This window comes from Acinetobacter sp. BIGb0196, assembly GCF_011759595.1.
In the GTDB taxonomy this organism is placed as follows: domain Bacteria; phylum Pseudomonadota; class Gammaproteobacteria; order Pseudomonadales; family Moraxellaceae; genus Acinetobacter; species Acinetobacter guillouiae.
In genome coordinates this window covers 1,703,745-1,718,583 of record NZ_JAAOZA010000002.1, presented here as the reverse complement: position 1 = coordinate 1,718,583, position 14,839 = coordinate 1,703,745, and the positions used below count along the sequence as shown (strand labels likewise).

Below are 14,839 nucleotides of genomic sequence, written 5' to 3'. Positions count from 1 at the left end.
ATCTAAATAAATTGGGTAAAATTTCTTGATAATTATTTTATAATCAAAGTATTACCATAAAATTTAAAATAAACTTAAACTTAAACTTAATTTTCCTTCCTTTTATCCTTGTGAATTTTTTATTTCAAACGTACTTTTAAAGTCTACGTTAAAAAAATTATTACTTCATTGGGATATTGTGATATAAAACTCACTTTAGACAAATAAAGATAAAAAAATCAAACTATATACATTAAATTAAGACTTAAAAAAACAAACCAACAAAAAGGAATTTTACTTTGAAAATTAATGGACTTCATATAATTTTGACCACGCTCTCTATTTTAACAACATCATCAGTAATGGCTGGTCCAGCAAGCTGTGAAGATAATTTTGTTGTCAATCGCCAAAATGGCATGGTCGATTATCAAGCAACCGTTTTGCTCTCTTCGTCAAACGAGCACGATATTTCACAGCAGATCAAACAAGCAATTGAACAGTCAGGTTTCCGTATCGATAGTGAGGAAACAACTCGTTCAGGGACTGAGATTACCTTCTTACCAAACAAACAGGCTAGAGATGCTTGGCTTGCAATGACAGCTGTCGTGACCAAGACAGAGAATCAACACATGGTTGGATTACGCAGCTTAGGAGATAGCAGCTTAAAACAACAAAGTACGCCACAGATGCGTACAGCGATGTGTGGATTTCTCGCCAGTTTACCGAGTGCTAAGTCTTCAAATATGGTTGCCGCACAAACCTCATCTGGTCGTGGCGCACCTCCTGCCACTAAAAATATTGGTCGAGAAATACGACCTAAATCTGAGTTGGATGTGCGTGTAGCACAACTGGCTCTTGAACCAGGGGCAGCAACAATTATGGGTAAAGCATGTACTACAAATAGATCACATGGACAAACTTTCCGTGATTATTTACGTAACGAAGCAGTGTTTTTGTATCCAGTGACACCTTATCTTGAGGAAATTCTCAGTCTGTACGAAAAATCTCGTCCTGAAGATACAGTAATTATTTCTCCACTGATTACTCAGATGCGTATTGAAGGGCGCACCAATAGCGATGGTGAGTTTCGTTTTTCGCAACTCAAACCAGGCAAGTATCTAATCGTTGCTGAACATGCTTCTGCTGGTGCAGGCCGTTATATGAATTATGATGGTGCCAATACTTCACAGAATGGTAATACCATTACCACTACTCATTTCTATTCAGAACGTGAATTTTTTCGGAACTGGAACGATATCCTTAAAGATCGTGTCACAATTTCAAAACCAGATCAGATTGTCAAAATCAGTTTAACCCCACCCTTTCGTGCTCAGGGGCTAATTGGTGGTTTAATTAATCGTGGAAAGCAAAAAGGCACTGGCGTTATGGGCTTGTCTTGTTCGGAGTGGCAATTTAAATGAAGAAGCATATCCCAATATTGTTGTTACTGGGTTGGATGATAACAACTCCTTCCCTCTATGCTTCGGATCTTGCCCCAATGCTCGGATCTTGGCAATGTACGGCTCAAGCTGAAATTGCACTGCCTATTAACGCAGGTAAGCCACTTAAAATGGTTGAGACCTATACCGTGATGACGACTGCAGATGGAATCAGTGAAGGAGATGATTCAACTATTTTTTACTTTCCCTCAGGGGAAAAGTTAATGCCCATCGAGGTGATTAGCCATTCTAAAGCGCGATATCGTTTACAAGGTGATACTTTAAAACTTCTTGTTTTAACTTGGGAATTACGTGAAGGACGTATTGCTCCTAAAGAACGGGCAGATTTTATTACCAGTATGCTAGGCAAAAATGCACCAGCTGCAGCTCGCTCACAATTTGGAGCAAAAATAGATCGTATGGCGGAAGATTGTGCTGAAACTATTGCGAAAAGTTTTCAGGCAAGAATTGGTAAAGAAAGTTCCATACCATTTCGGCTGACAACCACGGGTGCTGGAAAAATAGAAAAAACCTTTGGTTCAGGTCCAAAAGCAGTCACACATCGATGTGTTCGGCTATCCAATTGAACTAACTGAAAATTCAAATAAATGAGATAAAAGCTTGATGATGCATCATCTGTACATAGCAGATCGCACTTTAAATACTGTTACACATCAGTCACTAAATTAGGAGGATTAGACATTTGTTTCATTTGTAGTGGTATCTATAAAGTAAATCTGAATGCTGTAGATCTATAAACTGCACATTGGGTCTGTCATTTGAATGCACAAGTAAAATTAAATGATGGCGTTCTAAACAGTATGATCCTGAAATTGACGGATGGTAAGTTAAGCGCTGCCTTCGATGTGTTGGCTTAACGTCTAGAGAGCTTACAAAAACAGCAATGAGTCCAGATAGTTATTTCTCATATTGTGGAAAGAATGGTTCAGTGAATAATGTTTATTTTCCATTGAAGCTCAGTGTATTCCTCAATGAATATTTATACCTTATCAATCTTTAAGCCATCTTGGAGATGGAGAGATAATGAATATAATAGAGAGTGGCAAAAACCTTTGTATTATCTATTGAGCTGAGTCTGAAACCACGAGTTAAATAGAAGGATTCCTATGTAACCTTTATAGATAAAGCCTCTATAAAAAATAAGAATGAACATAACTAACGCTGAGATTTTACAATGTCCTATATCAATATCATCATGCCACTCACTGAATTCTATCCTTATATTCAACACGAGTTAGAGAAATATAAAATTGAAATGGCGATGGAATACTTTGATTCAGATCATAAAATTCAAATGAAAATTACTACGCCTGATGGTTTTCAAGAACAACTTCGCCAGTATTATCATAAAAATCTTGGCTTCTATTTTCTCGATCAAGCTCAAAACATCAGTAAAGATAAAATCTACAAAGATGAATACTGTATATATGCCATTGCAGGTGAAGGTGGTAGAGCAACAGAGGATATTTTAGAAAAAATAAATCTAAGAATGCTATCAAAAACACCCGATAAAAATATTAAAAGCTTTTTTAATGCGATCAAACGTAAGTTAAATAGCGATGAAAATTTTGGCAAAGGTGTACAAGGAGGATCTCGCTTCCATGATCAACACTTTTACTTAAAATCATGGGTTGGTCATAAAGTTTTTAAATCCGATCTATACAACGAAAAAGCACCATTAATCACACCCAAATAAAAACCCCGCCAAAGCGAGGTTATATTTCTTAGAAATCTTAAAACCAATCAATAAATCGACATATGGTTACGATGAATCATTTCTAAAGAACGTGCTTCACCTAACACCTGATACACCTTATCCGAAGCTAAACCTTTGACAGTTTCAGCAGAACGCGAACTAAAGTTCACTCGTCCAACCGCGACTCGATGACCATTCTGATCAACACATTCCACAACATCACCGCGATCAAAATGCCCTTCCACAGCTTTTACCCCTACAGGCAATAAACTACGATGGTTTTCTTTAATGGCTTTGACAGCACCATCATCTAAAACCAAACGCCCTGCAGTTTGAAGGTGTGCAGCTAACCACTGTTGATGTGCTGTAACACGATCATCATCAGTAATAAATAAAGTACCCAATAATTCACCCGCCATTAAACGAGCCAATACATTGTCACTTTCACCACTGGCAATCAGCGTTGGACAACCTGACTTGGCAGCCAGACGAGCAGCGCGAACTTTGGTCAACATACCACCACGACCAAACTTACCACCACCACCGGCCATATCAAACAAGGTTTCATCCATTGCACGAACAGTATGGAACAATTTTGCATTTGGATTAGAACGCGGGTCTGAATCAAACATCCCTTGCTGATCAGTCAAAATAATCAGTAAGTCTGCATGAACTTGCCCTGCAACCATTGCTGCAAGCGTATCATTATCACCAAAGCGGATTTCATCAGTAGACACTGTGTCATTTTCATTGATTACAGGAATCACTTTCCAATCAATTAAATTCTGCAGTGCATCACATGAGTTAAGGTAACGGCGGCGATCCGCAAGATCATCATGAGTTAACAAGACTTGCGCCGTTTGGATAGAATGCTTTTCCAACACGCTTGACCACGTATGAATTAGCCCCATCTGACCAATGGCAGCACAAGCTTGTAGACTGGGTAAATCGGTGGGTCGATTCTCTAGCTTCATACGAACCATTCCTTCAGCCACAGCACCTGAAGACACAAGAATAATCTCGTGTCCTGCATTGTGTAGATCTGCAATTTGTTTCGCCCAATGCGAAATTGCATCCAAATCTAAACCTTGCCCATTTGCTGTGAGTAAAGATGATCCGATTTTAACAACGATACGTTTTAAAGCCTTGAGCTGACGTTGCCCATCTACCACTTCTATCATCTTGTCCTCGGTCTTTCTTTTCTAAATGGGTATCTTTAGAGACTATAGATACCCTTAGAAATTAGCGTACGTAGTACACTTCCATTTCGCCATCATCCTCGCCATCGTCATCCTCATCTTCTTCTTCCTCTGCCAAAATACCAGCAAGACGTTGTTGACGACGCATTTCACGATAAGCTTCTTTTGCAGCAATCGTTTGCTCACGTGTTTCAGCTTCAAGCTGATCACGGAATGCTTTCATTTTCGCTGCATACTCTGGATCTTCGTCTTCCAACTCACGTTGTTGCTCGATTTGATCCATGAGGTAATACACAACAGGTTTGGTACCTTCTTCAAGCAAGCCTGAAGTTTTAAATACAGGACCATCCCATTGTAATTCTTCAAGAATATGATTACACCATTCTTCTTGAGTATCATCAGTTAATTGATCAAGTTTGTTTAAAACAAGAACAATCGGTAATTGAGCCAATGTTGGTGAGAATTTTTTCAACTCTTCCACAATCGCTTTGGCATTGTAGGCAGGATCTGAACCATCAATCGGTTGTACATCGACAATATGCAAAAGAATACGTGTACGTGCCAAATGCTTAAGGAAACGAATCCCTAAACCAGCACCTTCCGCTGCACCTTCAATCAATCCAGGAATATCCGCCATAACGAATGAACGATGACGATCCGCATCGACCACACCTAAGTTCGGTACCATTGTTGTAAATGGATAATCTGCAACTTTTGGTTTAGCTGCTGATACTGCACGGATAAAGGTAGATTTACCTGCATTCGGCATCCCCAATAAACCTACATCCGCTAGAACTTTTAACTCTAAACGAATTTCACGGTATTCACCTTTGATACCATGTGTACATTTACGCGGAGAACGGTTAGTCGATGATTTAAAATGAGTATTCCCCAAACCACCATCGCCACCATGTGCAACTAAAACCTTTTGGCCATCTTCAACCAAATCACCAATAATATCGCCAGACTCTGTATCTACAATGGTTGTTCCTACTGGAACTTTCAGAATAACTGATTCACCACCACGACCAGCACAGTTTGCGCCAGCACCGTTTTTACCACGTTCAGCGCGAAATTTACGGGTATAACGATAATCTACTAAGGTACTGGTATCGTCGTCAGCTTGAATATATACGCTGCCGCCACGACCACCATCACCACCATCTGGGCCACCAAATGGTACAAATTTTTCACGGCGAAAACTGGCTACGCCATTGCCACCGTCGCCAGCCTCTACGGTAATGACTGCTTCATCAACAAAGCGCATGCTGCCAATCCTCTAAAATCTTTAAAACCCCATATTCTGCCATATTTTCAAAAATTTCTCGAATAGTATTATTCAGCTAAGCATGAATTTTCTTAAACATTTATTGTGAGAGGCTTGATAATGCATATTTTTATTCGATTTCGATTGTTTTTTATTCACATATTTTTCTATAATCAGTTCGCTGAAAATCAATAATTCAAAATTAAATCACGCTTATTTTAATGAATCTCACAATTTCTGTTTATTCGCATGCATTTTTTTGATTTTCAAACTTATACATTAATTTTAAGGAACACTCATATTGTCTATCGTCCAACTCAGTGCTGCGCTTGGACCCGCAGAATGTGAACTCGCTGTAAAATATACGCTTGAAGAAATACGCAAAGAAGCCAAAACAAAAAAGATCCATCTCCAAACAATTGAAAGCCATGCAACTCAATATGGTTATTCCTCGGTACTGCTCAGTGTCGATGAGGATGCCCGAACATGGCTCAATACTTGGCTCAATACTTGGCTCGGTACAATTCAATGGACTTTCCAAAGTCCAATTCGCCCACAACATAAACGTAAAAACTGGTTTGTAGGCATTACGCTTTTCGATACACCGTTGCAACTCCCCCCAGATGACACCATCACTTTTCAGGCCTGTCGTGCTTCAGGTGCTGGAGGGCAGCATGTCAATACGACAGACTCTGCTGTCCATGCAACTCATGTTGCATCTGGAATAAGTGTAAAGGTCATGTCTGAACGAAGCCAACATGCCAATAAACGTGTGGCAAAAGAGTTGATTGCACTCAAACTACAACAACAGATGGAGAGCCAGCAAGCCCATCAGAAACACGCTCAACATTTACAACACGCGTTGATAGAGCGAGGCAATGCCGTCCGAGCATTTAAAAAGTGATGTTTCTACATCACTTCAATTAAACGATATGCAAATTGAAACGTACTATTTTCTTTTTCAATTAGCTCAGCACTTAATGTTAAATCTGCCCATTTTCCTGTTTCATCATTTAACGTGGTTTCTAATTTGGCCTCTATTCCATAACCACCTTGATAATATTGAAAAACTTCAAAATTTTCATTTGAAATTGTTAGTTCAGGAATGTTTTGATCAAAATAGTAATGTAAAACGTCTTCTTGAATTTCATCCCAAACGGCTTGAGATATTCCAAATTTTAAATGAAGTTGTTTAAAATTTTTATGACAAACTGCTTGTATAAATTCCGCACATAATTGATATGCAATATCTTGAATATTTTTATCCATTGAATACCTAATTAAAAATAGTTTTGATTATAGAAATTGATTTCTAATCGAAACACGATTTTATCACAACAATAAAAAAAGGAAGCCTGAGCTTCCTTGATTTACAACACAACAAAATTAAGACTTCTGCAAATCCAATTGAGGTTGATTTGATTCTTCAAGCATTTTACGATCCACTTCAGCCGGATTATTTAAAGCGTCATTTAGCTTCTCAACATCTAGCTTACCAACCCACTTCGCAACCACAATCGTTGCCAAAGAGTTACCGACCAAATTAGTCAATGCACGTGCTTCAGACATGAAACGGTCAATACCTAAAATCAAAGCCAAACCAGCAACTGGGATATTGCCTACAGCAGCCAAAGTTGCTGCCATTACAATAAAGCCTGAACCAGTTACACCTGCTGCACCTTTTGATGAAATCAACAAGACTGCAAGCAAGGTAATTTCATGCCAAATATCCAGTTGAGTATTGGTTGCTTGTGCAATAAAGATCGCCGCCATAGTCAAATAAATAGAGGTACCATCAAGGTTAAATGAATAACCTGTTGGAATCACCAAACCAACCACAGACTTTTCACAGCCAGCAATTTCAAGCTTTTTCAGCATACGCGGTAATACAGATTCTGAAGATGATGTACCCAATACAATCAACAACTCTTCACGGATCATACGAATCATTTTTAAAATGCTAAATCCGCAGAAACGACTGATCGAACCTAAAATAATAAAGATAAACAACAAACATGTGATATAGAAACAAAGAATTAACTGTGCAAGTTGCGCTAAGCTACCAATCCCATACTTACCAATGGTAAATGCCATCGCACCAAAGGCACCGATTGGCGCAAGTTTCATAATCATATTCACAATGTTAAAGAACACATGCGAAATTTGATCAATCAATCTTAATACTGGTTTTCCAGCATCGCCAAGTTTATGTAATGCAAAACCAAACAATAAGGCAAATAAAAGAACTTGTAGAATTTCACCTTCTGCAAATGCACCCACAACCGTATTTGGAATGATATGCAAAAAGAAATCAACAGTAGACTGTGATGCACCTGATTCCACATACTTACTGATACCCGTGGTATCTAAAGTCGCAGGATCAACATTCATACCAACGCCCGGTTTGGCGATATTGATAACAACCAAACCAATAATCAGGGCAATGGTAGAAACGACTTCAAAGTATAAAAGTGCAATACCACCAGTCTTACCTACTGATTTCATGCTTTCCATGCCCGCAATCCCACTGACCACGGTACAGAAAATCACAGGGGCAATAATCATTTTAATGAGCTTAATAAAAGCATCACCTAAAGGTTTGAGTTGTTCGCCTAAACCTGGAACACTTTTCTCTACACCATTGATCAATTGAGTACCACTTGGAAAGTAGTGCCCTACAATCACACCCAAAATAATGGCAACAATCACTTGAAAATAGAGTGACTTATACAGCGGTTTCTTAGCCATGATAATTACTTCTTTCTATATTTCTGTTTGAAGAAATATCCAATGTTAATGCTACCATTTGCTGACACAGTCCAAAATCTCGATAAAAATTTCTGAGAAGTTGGTTTTTAGCAAATAAAAATCCCTTCAGAAAACGAAAGTTTTCCAAAACAATGACAACGAATGACGATGTTTAAGATTTATTCTCTCTAGCACCTTGGCCAAAAGAATAAATACAGAACAGGAGATAAAAAATAAAACGCTCTTCAAGTCTATTTTAATTAATTTTTGATGATCAATCTCTATGCAAATGTTAATTTCGCCTAACATCTGTGCAATTTATGCTTAGACCTTAGTCTAATATCATCTATATCTATACGATTCAGATCCATTTATGGCATAGTGTATTCCACTGTCTCCTCTCCCTTGATCCATTTGACATGAATACAAAACGCAATCTTTATAAAGACTTTGAACATCCTTTTGCGCAGTTTGTGCGAATTGTCGGTAAAGGGAAAAATGGTGCACGATCATTAACTTATGATGAAGCTTATCAAGCTTTTTCAATGATTTTGAAAAATGAAGTCTTAGATGTGCAACTCGGCGCATTTTTAATGTTGCTTCGGGTCAAAGAAGAGTCTGTAGATGAACTGACAGGCTTTGTCCAAGCGACCAAAGACCAATTGAATTTTCAGCCACTTGCTGTGGATTTAGATTGGTCATCTTATGCAGGTAAACGCAAACATTACCCATGGTTTTTATTGGCAGCATTAACACTTTCAAAGCATGGCTATAAGATCGTGATGCATGGTGCATCAGGCCATACCATGAACCGTGTGTATACTGAACAAGTCTTAGAATACTTAGGCTTTCCAATTTGCCAAAATGAAGCACAAGTCAAACAGCAACTAGACACCCAAAATTTTGCCTATTTGCCTTTAAATGTGGTCTCTCCGATCTTGGCAGATTTGATCAATCTTAGGAATGTGATGGGTTTACGCTCCCCGATTCACACACTGGCTCGTTTGATTAATCCATTCAATGCCAAAGCAACCTTACAGGCAATTTTCCACCCTGCTTATCGTAGTTCACATCAACAAGCTGCCTTTCAATTAGGTTATAAAAATAGTGCTGTGATTAAAGGTGAAGGTGGCGAGTTTGAGCGCAATCCAGATGCCAAAACCCTTATCTGTGGTATTCAAAATGGTGAACTTTATGAACATGAATTACCTAAATTAACCGATAACCGCAGCCCAACAGAAGAACAACTTGATCTCGCTATTTTTAAAGCAGTTTGGGAAGGCCAACAAGCACATGAGTATGGTGAAATTGCCATCACTGAAACAATGGGCATTGCTTTATATACCATGGGTATTGTAAATAACTATCCAGAAGCCATGAGTAAAGCAAAGCATCTTTGGAACACACGTTTCTAATTTCATCTTCAAACAGAAGCGTGAACGTTATTGATCACGCTTTTGGATAAAATAAAAATCAGCCCAATAGGGATAACTTTTCCCTGAAGAATGAATATTGATAAGTTGCAACTGATCACCCATTTTGACATCGATATTATTGGGTTGATAAGGACCAGATAAATAAGCATCTTTTTGCTTTCCAATCAGACTTGAACAATACAGATGATGGGTTTTTATCTTTTTTGATGCGTCGGCTGTATAAGCATTACGGATCTTGATACCAATTAACAGTATGGGATAGCCATCATTTTTAATTGATGTATATTGTGTGACTGGCGTTTGGAAATTTTGACTTGCGGTTACGGTAACATCTAATAAACATTGAATACTTCTTGCATCACTTGTTCGCTCAGCGAATGCGCTGGTCGAAATTGCAGTGATACAGACTAAACTGAGTCGAGCAAGCTTTATTGTTTTGAACAGCTTGAGCATTTTAACCTCTTTATCGTTTTTATCATGCTGAATATCTTTATCACCTTATTACTCACTTCTCGTTTGAACGTATTTATCGTTTTAACATAGTTATCGTTTTAATAGCATCATGATTGAAACAGTTTAAATATTATTGTTTTTTAAATTGAGTGTTTGAATCACAAAGTAAAGCTACTCTATGATTCAAGGGATCTTTTGCTCAGTTAGATAAAACGAATCGGTTTAAATTCTGGCTCAGGCACATGCGAATCACATTCCTCACCTTCTTCTTTATGCCCTTTATCGATATAACCTGTACGTTCTTTTTCAGGTATATTCTGATGTTCCCAAGCAATCACTGCTTGCATACAGGTTTGACGTTGCTCAGCAGTCAACGCCACACCATTTGGCCATTTACCAATTTCTACCGCAGTTTTTAAACGCTCAACAATGTCAGCATCTAAAATAGAAAGCATCTGTTCAATATTCATGGTCAATCCCGCTGAAAAGAATCAAAATCTTGATTCCAGCCAAGTTTAGTACGACAAGCCATATAGAAGTCATAACCTGGTGGATGTAAAAGTATTAGTTTGAAGGGATGTTTACGAATATGCAAACTATCACCGACATTTAATGAAACGCTATGCTGTCCATCGGCACTGACCATCGGCAACACACGGTTTTCACGGATCAATATCTTAATTTCGCTTTGCCCACCCACCACAATCGGTCTTGATGACAACGTATGTGGGTGCATTGGAACCAAAGCAATTGCATCCATACTTGGATGTAAAATCGGTCCACCACCAGATAAGGCATATGCCGTTGAACCTGTCGGAGTCGATACAATTAAACCATCGCTGTGTTGACGATAAACATATTGCCCATCAATGTTCAGCTCAAAATCAATCATATGTACAGATTTACCAGAATGAAGTACCACATCATTCAAAGCAATTGCATCATAAATTATTTCATTTTTACTGCGAATTTCAATTTCCAATAAAAAGCGACGATCAAGCTGAAATTCACCTTTTAAAACTTGATCTAACTTAAACAACACTTCAGTCGGTTTAATATCTGTTAAAAAACCTAAACGACCGCGGTTCACCCCAAGTACAGGAATATTGTATTTTACCAATGCACGTGCAGCATGTAATAAAGAACCATCACCACCCACGACAATAACCAAATCAACCACTTCACCGAGCAGATTCTTACTGACAGTTTGTGTATTGGTATAAGGTACAAGTTGTGCTGTAGCTGTATCAAAAACTGGATGCAGACCCAAACTTAATAAATGATCGTGTATAAGACAAAGCGTATCAACCACAGATGATTTATCTGGTCTTCCAATTAAACCGATATTACGAAAGGTCTTTGGTGAAATTTGCACAGACGCGGTAGCTCCACTGAAATTCTGAGATATAATAACACTCTCAGTATATGTTTATAAAATCATTCATATACGAAAAATAACGAGAATGTTTAAAAAGCCTTTAAATTTGTGTATTTCACAGATTTATTATTGCAAAATTAAGAAAAGCTTCGCATGATTAGCGAAAATAAATTTGGGTATTATTATCTGTATATGAAGACCGAACGTGGTATAGGCTTAATTGCACTGATTTTTTGTGTATTAATTATTGCAGTATTTCTCGCATTTAGCGTCTACTTAATTCGCCTCGACAATGTTATTCGAGATAAGTTTGAAGGCAATCGTTGGGATATTCCTGCGAAAGTATTCGCTCGTCCATTAGAAATTTATGCAACTGCGCCAATTGCCCAAATAGAGTTTGAACAAGAGCTCAAATTACTCGGTTATAAAAACAGTGATAGTTATACCAAATCGGGAACCTATATTACCCAACCGAATACAATTTACGTGCATACACGTGGCTTTGACTTTGGTGACAGTGTAGATCCAGAACAAGTCCTACAAGTGACCTTTGCTGGCGATACAGTTACAGATGTAAAAGCCACCAAACCGACCAATACTGGAATCGCACGTTTAGAACCGATGTTGATTGGTGGTATCTACCCGCAACACAATGAAGACCGTGTCCTCATCAAATTAAATAAAGTTCCTAAACCTTTGATTGAAGCATTAATCGCCACAGAGGATAGAAACTTTTATCGCCATCATGGTATTTCATTCCGTGGTACAGCACGTGCTTTACTTAGTAATGTGACTGGTGGTAAACGTCAAGGTGGTTCAACACTGACGCAACAGTTGGTTAAGAACTTTTTCTTAACCCCTGAAAAGACCTTAAAACGTAAAGTGAATGAAGCCCTGATGTCGCTGTTATTAGAGCTTCATTACAGCAAAGACGAGATTTTAGAAGCCTATTTAAATGAAGTGAATTTAGGTCAAAGTGGTAACTATTCTGTCAATGGTTATGGTTTGGCTTCACAATTCTATTTTGGTTTACCACTCAGTGAATTAAATATTTCACAACAAGCATTTTTGGTTGGTTTAGTTCAAGGCCCTACCCTATTTAACCCTTGGAAAAATCCTGAAGGCGCAAAAAAACGTCGCGATATTGTGCTGAACAATATGCTGGTGATGGGATACTTAGACCAAGCACAATATGAAAAAGAAATTGCACGTCCGCTCAATGTGGTGCGTAAACCAACATTAGGTACAGCAAGCTTCCCAGACTTCTTAGATATTGTACGTCGTCAACTTAAAACCGAATACCAAGAATCAGATTTAACCAATCAAGGTTTAAGAATTTTTACAACACTTGATCCAATTGCACAAACTAGAGTGCAAAAGAGTTTTAGAGAAACGGTGAGCCGTTTAGCCAATGCGAACCCAGCAAGACTAAAAGACTTACAAGGCGCTGTTTTAGTTACCCGTCCTGAAAATGGCGAATTGATTGCCGCTGTTGGTTCAACCCAAGACTTTACTGGCTTTAATCGTACTGTAGATGCTAAACGTCAAGTGGGTTCTTTGCTTAAACCTGTGATTTATTTAAGCGCGTTGGAATCAGGTCGTTATAACTGGGCATCACCAATTGAAGATGCGCCAATTAGTTTACCTGTCAGTGGTAATCAAACCTGGACACCAAAGAACTATAGTGGAACAGGTCATGGCTATGTTCCGATGTCTCAAGCCTTAGCAAACTCATATAACTTGTCTGCTGTACGTTTAGGGAACGAATTTGGGATCTCTACATTTAGCAACAACTTGTCTAAATTTGGCGTGACCTCAAAGATTCCAAACTACCCGTCTATTTTCCTTGGTGCTGTAGATATGTCACCAATGGAGGTGATGAGTATTTATGGTAACTTTGCAACAGGTGGATTTAAATATCCAACCAAAGCCATTCGTACTGTTGTAGATTCTAATGGTCGTTTATTGGAGCGTTTTGGTTTAAATGTACAACAGACCATAGACCCTTCTGCTGCCTTCTTATTGAACTTTGGCTTACAACAAGTCATGTCTGCAGGTACAGGTAAAGCGGCTTACAACACATTACCAGCTGATCTCAAACTTGCGGGCAAATCTGGTACAACCAACGATACCCGTGATTCTTGGTTTGCTGGATATTCAGGCAATAATTTAGCAGTGGTGTGGTTAGGTTTAGACAACAATAAAATCACTGGACTTACAGGTTCATCAGGTGCATTACCTGTTTGGATCAATGTCATGAAGCAATTACGCCAAAAACCAGTGAATTTACGTCAAACAGATGATATTTCATGGCAATGGATTGACTCTCGAACTGGGGAGCTTTCAGCACAAGGCTGTGAAGGCGCACTATATATTCCATTATTACGTCACACAGTTCCTAATCGTGCGACAGAGTGCGGAATGCCATATTATCAAGTTGATCCTCAATCCACGCCTGATACGCAACAAAACACTTCACAGCCGCATTCAAGTGATAGTATAGAAAACTATATTCGCGAAAGTGAAGACAGTTTAGATCAGGACTCAAGAGGTCATGTGATCTCAAGTGGTAGTTATAACAACTAATCTAAACATGTTGGATATACGGGTAAATTGGCTTTTAAATAGGAATTTGTGATGAAACGAAATGTAAGCACAATCGCTTATATTCTAAGTTTAAGTGGAATATTAACTTTGGCTGGGTGTCAAACAACACCCCAACAAAATTCTAAACCAAGCAAATCTGTTGAAAAGCCAAAATCTGAACAGCCTGACCATCGGGTTGCTACACCAGATGGGGTAAAAATTACCCCTTATGAACGCCCTGAAATTAAACGTGAAAAAGTTCCTGTCGTAATTGCACCACAATCCAAGCCTCAAACGCAAAAATTTGAGGATGGAGAAAATATCCCAGCCTTTAAACAGCTCATCCAACAAACTCAAACTGCATATCAAAAGGGCCAGTGGGATGAAGCTGAACGTTATGCAATCCATGCACAACGTATTGCACCACAATCAGCACAAGTGTTCTCTTATTTGGCTCAAATTGCCAATCAGAAGAAACAATATGCGAATGCTGAATCTCTAGCACGACGTGGTTTAAGTTATGCGCAAAGCCCATCCCAAAAGAAAACCTTTTGGAATGTTATTTTGCAGGCTGCTCAGCAATTAAAAAATCAACAGACCATCGCAGAAGCGCAAAAACAGTTACAACGCTTATAAC

14 protein-coding genes are annotated in these 14,839 nt (G+C 38.5%); 7 read left to right on the top strand and 7 right to left on the bottom strand.

Annotation, left to right across the window (positions count from 1 at the left end; genetic code table 11):
* The first annotated feature begins 305 nt into the window (after positions 1–305).
* The 3 genes from FHR28_RS20745 (at position 306) to FHR28_RS20735 (ending at position 3,135) form a co-directional block, all read left to right on the top strand.
* Complete coding sequence (locus FHR28_RS20745) at positions 306–1,400, top strand: carboxypeptidase-like regulatory domain-containing protein (RefSeq protein WP_228722115.1); 1,095 nt, start codon at positions 306–308, stop codon at positions 1,398–1,400.
* Positions 1,397–2,005 carry a hypothetical protein gene (locus tag FHR28_RS20740; protein WP_228722114.1) on the top strand — a complete coding sequence of 203 codons (609 nt, stop codon included), beginning with the start codon at positions 1,397–1,399 and terminating at the stop codon, positions 2,003–2,005. The genes FHR28_RS20745 and FHR28_RS20740 overlap by 4 nt, the downstream gene beginning before the upstream one ends.
* Positions 2,006–2,613: 608 nt before the next feature.
* Positions 2,614–3,135, top strand: coding sequence for a hypothetical protein (locus FHR28_RS20735; protein WP_151957981.1), 522 nt, complete (start codon positions 2,614–2,616; stop codon positions 3,133–3,135).
* Between the two features lie 47 nt (positions 3,136–3,182).
* Here the strand turns inward: FHR28_RS20735 and proB are convergent, their stop codons facing one another.
* Together proB and cgtA are read right to left on the bottom strand one after the other, a co-directional pair.
* Positions 3,183–4,316, bottom strand: coding sequence for a glutamate 5-kinase (gene proB, locus FHR28_RS20730; protein WP_151957982.1), 1,134 nt, complete (start codon positions 4,314–4,316; stop codon positions 3,183–3,185).
* Positions 4,317–4,377: 61 nt separating this feature from the next.
* On the bottom strand, positions 4,378–5,601 hold the full coding sequence (cgtA, locus tag FHR28_RS20725; RefSeq protein ID WP_166783450.1) for an Obg family GTPase CgtA: 1,224 nt from the start codon (positions 5,599–5,601) through the stop codon (positions 4,378–4,380).
* Between the two features lie 301 nt (positions 5,602–5,902).
* On the opposite strand from cgtA, the gene prfH reads away from it, so the two are divergent.
* Positions 5,903–6,505 (top strand): peptide chain release factor H, encoded by a 603-nt coding sequence (gene prfH / locus FHR28_RS20720; protein WP_166783449.1) that lies wholly within the window; start codon positions 5,903–5,905, stop codon positions 6,503–6,505.
* 5 nt (positions 6,506–6,510) lie between these two features.
* Here prfH and FHR28_RS20715 read toward each other — a convergent pair whose 3' ends face one another.
* Entirely contained in the window at positions 6,511–6,870 is a 360-nt protein-coding gene (locus tag FHR28_RS20715) for a hypothetical protein (RefSeq protein WP_166783448.1), read from the bottom strand.
* Positions 6,871–6,987: 117 nt separating this feature from the next.
* A complete protein-coding gene (locus tag FHR28_RS20710; RefSeq protein WP_004721869.1) occupies positions 6,988–8,349 on the bottom strand; it encodes a dicarboxylate/amino acid:cation symporter in 1,362 nt (453 codons plus the stop codon).
* A 419-nt stretch (positions 8,350–8,768) separates the two neighbouring features.
* On the opposite strand from FHR28_RS20710, the gene FHR28_RS20705 reads away from it, so the two are divergent.
* Positions 8,769–9,764 (top strand): glycosyl transferase family protein, encoded by a 996-nt coding sequence (locus tag FHR28_RS20705; protein ID WP_105714491.1) that lies wholly within the window; start codon positions 8,769–8,771, stop codon positions 9,762–9,764.
* A 27-nt stretch (positions 9,765–9,791) separates the two neighbouring features.
* On the opposite strand, the gene FHR28_RS20700 is transcribed toward FHR28_RS20705, so the two are convergent.
* The 3 genes from FHR28_RS20700 to FHR28_RS20690 form a co-directional block, all read right to left on the bottom strand.
* Positions 9,792–10,238: a hypothetical protein gene (locus FHR28_RS20700; protein ID WP_166783447.1), complete on the bottom strand. Its 447-nt coding sequence runs from the start codon at positions 10,236–10,238 to the stop codon at positions 9,792–9,794.
* A gap of 203 nt (positions 10,239–10,441) precedes the next feature.
* Positions 10,442–10,708 carry a YeaC family protein gene (locus FHR28_RS20695; protein WP_004721875.1) on the bottom strand — a complete coding sequence of 89 codons (267 nt, stop codon included), beginning with the start codon at positions 10,706–10,708 and terminating at the stop codon, positions 10,442–10,444.
* A 2-nt stretch (positions 10,709–10,710) separates the two neighbouring features.
* Entirely contained in the window at positions 10,711–11,613 is a 903-nt protein-coding gene (locus tag FHR28_RS20690) for an NAD(+) kinase (RefSeq protein WP_004721877.1), read from the bottom strand.
* 195 nt (positions 11,614–11,808) lie between these two features.
* On the opposite strand from FHR28_RS20690, the gene mrcB reads away from it, so the two are divergent.
* Both mrcB and FHR28_RS20680 read left to right on the top strand, forming a co-directional pair.
* The gene (gene mrcB / locus FHR28_RS20685; RefSeq protein ID WP_154130672.1) at positions 11,809–14,202 is read left to right on the top strand and encodes a penicillin-binding protein 1B; all 2,394 of its coding nucleotides are present in this window, start codon (positions 11,809–11,811) and stop codon (positions 14,200–14,202) included.
* Between the two features lie 51 nt (positions 14,203–14,253).
* Positions 14,254–14,838 carry a tetratricopeptide repeat protein gene (locus tag FHR28_RS20680; protein ID WP_004820161.1) on the top strand — a complete coding sequence of 195 codons (585 nt, stop codon included), beginning with the start codon at positions 14,254–14,256 and terminating at the stop codon, positions 14,836–14,838.
* Position 14,839 lies beyond the last annotated feature (1 nt).

Bases quoted from the DNA above. Each gene is read 5' to 3' on its own strand.
- FHR28_RS20740 (WP_228722114.1), top strand. From the start codon at position 1,397: ATGAAGAAGCATATCCCAATATTGTTGTTACTGGGTTGGATGATAACA.
- FHR28_RS20735 (WP_151957981.1), top strand. From the start codon at position 2,614: ATGTCCTATATCAATATCATCATGCCACTCACTGAATTCTATCCTTAT.
- proB (WP_151957982.1), bottom strand. From the start codon at position 4,316: ATGATAGAAGTGGTAGATGGGCAACGTCAGCTCAAGGCTTTAAAACGT.
- cgtA (WP_166783450.1), bottom strand. From the start codon at position 5,601: ATGCGCTTTGTTGATGAAGCAGTCATTACCGTAGAGGCTGGCGACGGT.
- FHR28_RS20715 (WP_166783448.1), bottom strand. From the start codon at position 6,870: ATGGATAAAAATATTCAAGATATTGCATATCAATTATGTGCGGAATTT.
- FHR28_RS20710 (WP_004721869.1), bottom strand. From the start codon at position 8,349: ATGGCTAAGAAACCGCTGTATAAGTCACTCTATTTTCAAGTGATTGTT.
- FHR28_RS20705 (WP_105714491.1), top strand. From the start codon at position 8,769: ATGAATACAAAACGCAATCTTTATAAAGACTTTGAACATCCTTTTGCG.
- FHR28_RS20700 (WP_166783447.1), bottom strand. From the start codon at position 10,238: ATGCTCAAGCTGTTCAAAACAATAAAGCTTGCTCGACTCAGTTTAGTC.
- FHR28_RS20695 (WP_004721875.1), bottom strand. From the start codon at position 10,708: ATGAATATTGAACAGATGCTTTCTATTTTAGATGCTGACATTGTTGAG.
- mrcB (WP_154130672.1), top strand. From the start codon at position 11,809: ATGAAGACCGAACGTGGTATAGGCTTAATTGCACTGATTTTTTGTGTA.
- FHR28_RS20680 (WP_004820161.1), top strand. From the start codon at position 14,254: ATGAAACGAAATGTAAGCACAATCGCTTATATTCTAAGTTTAAGTGGA.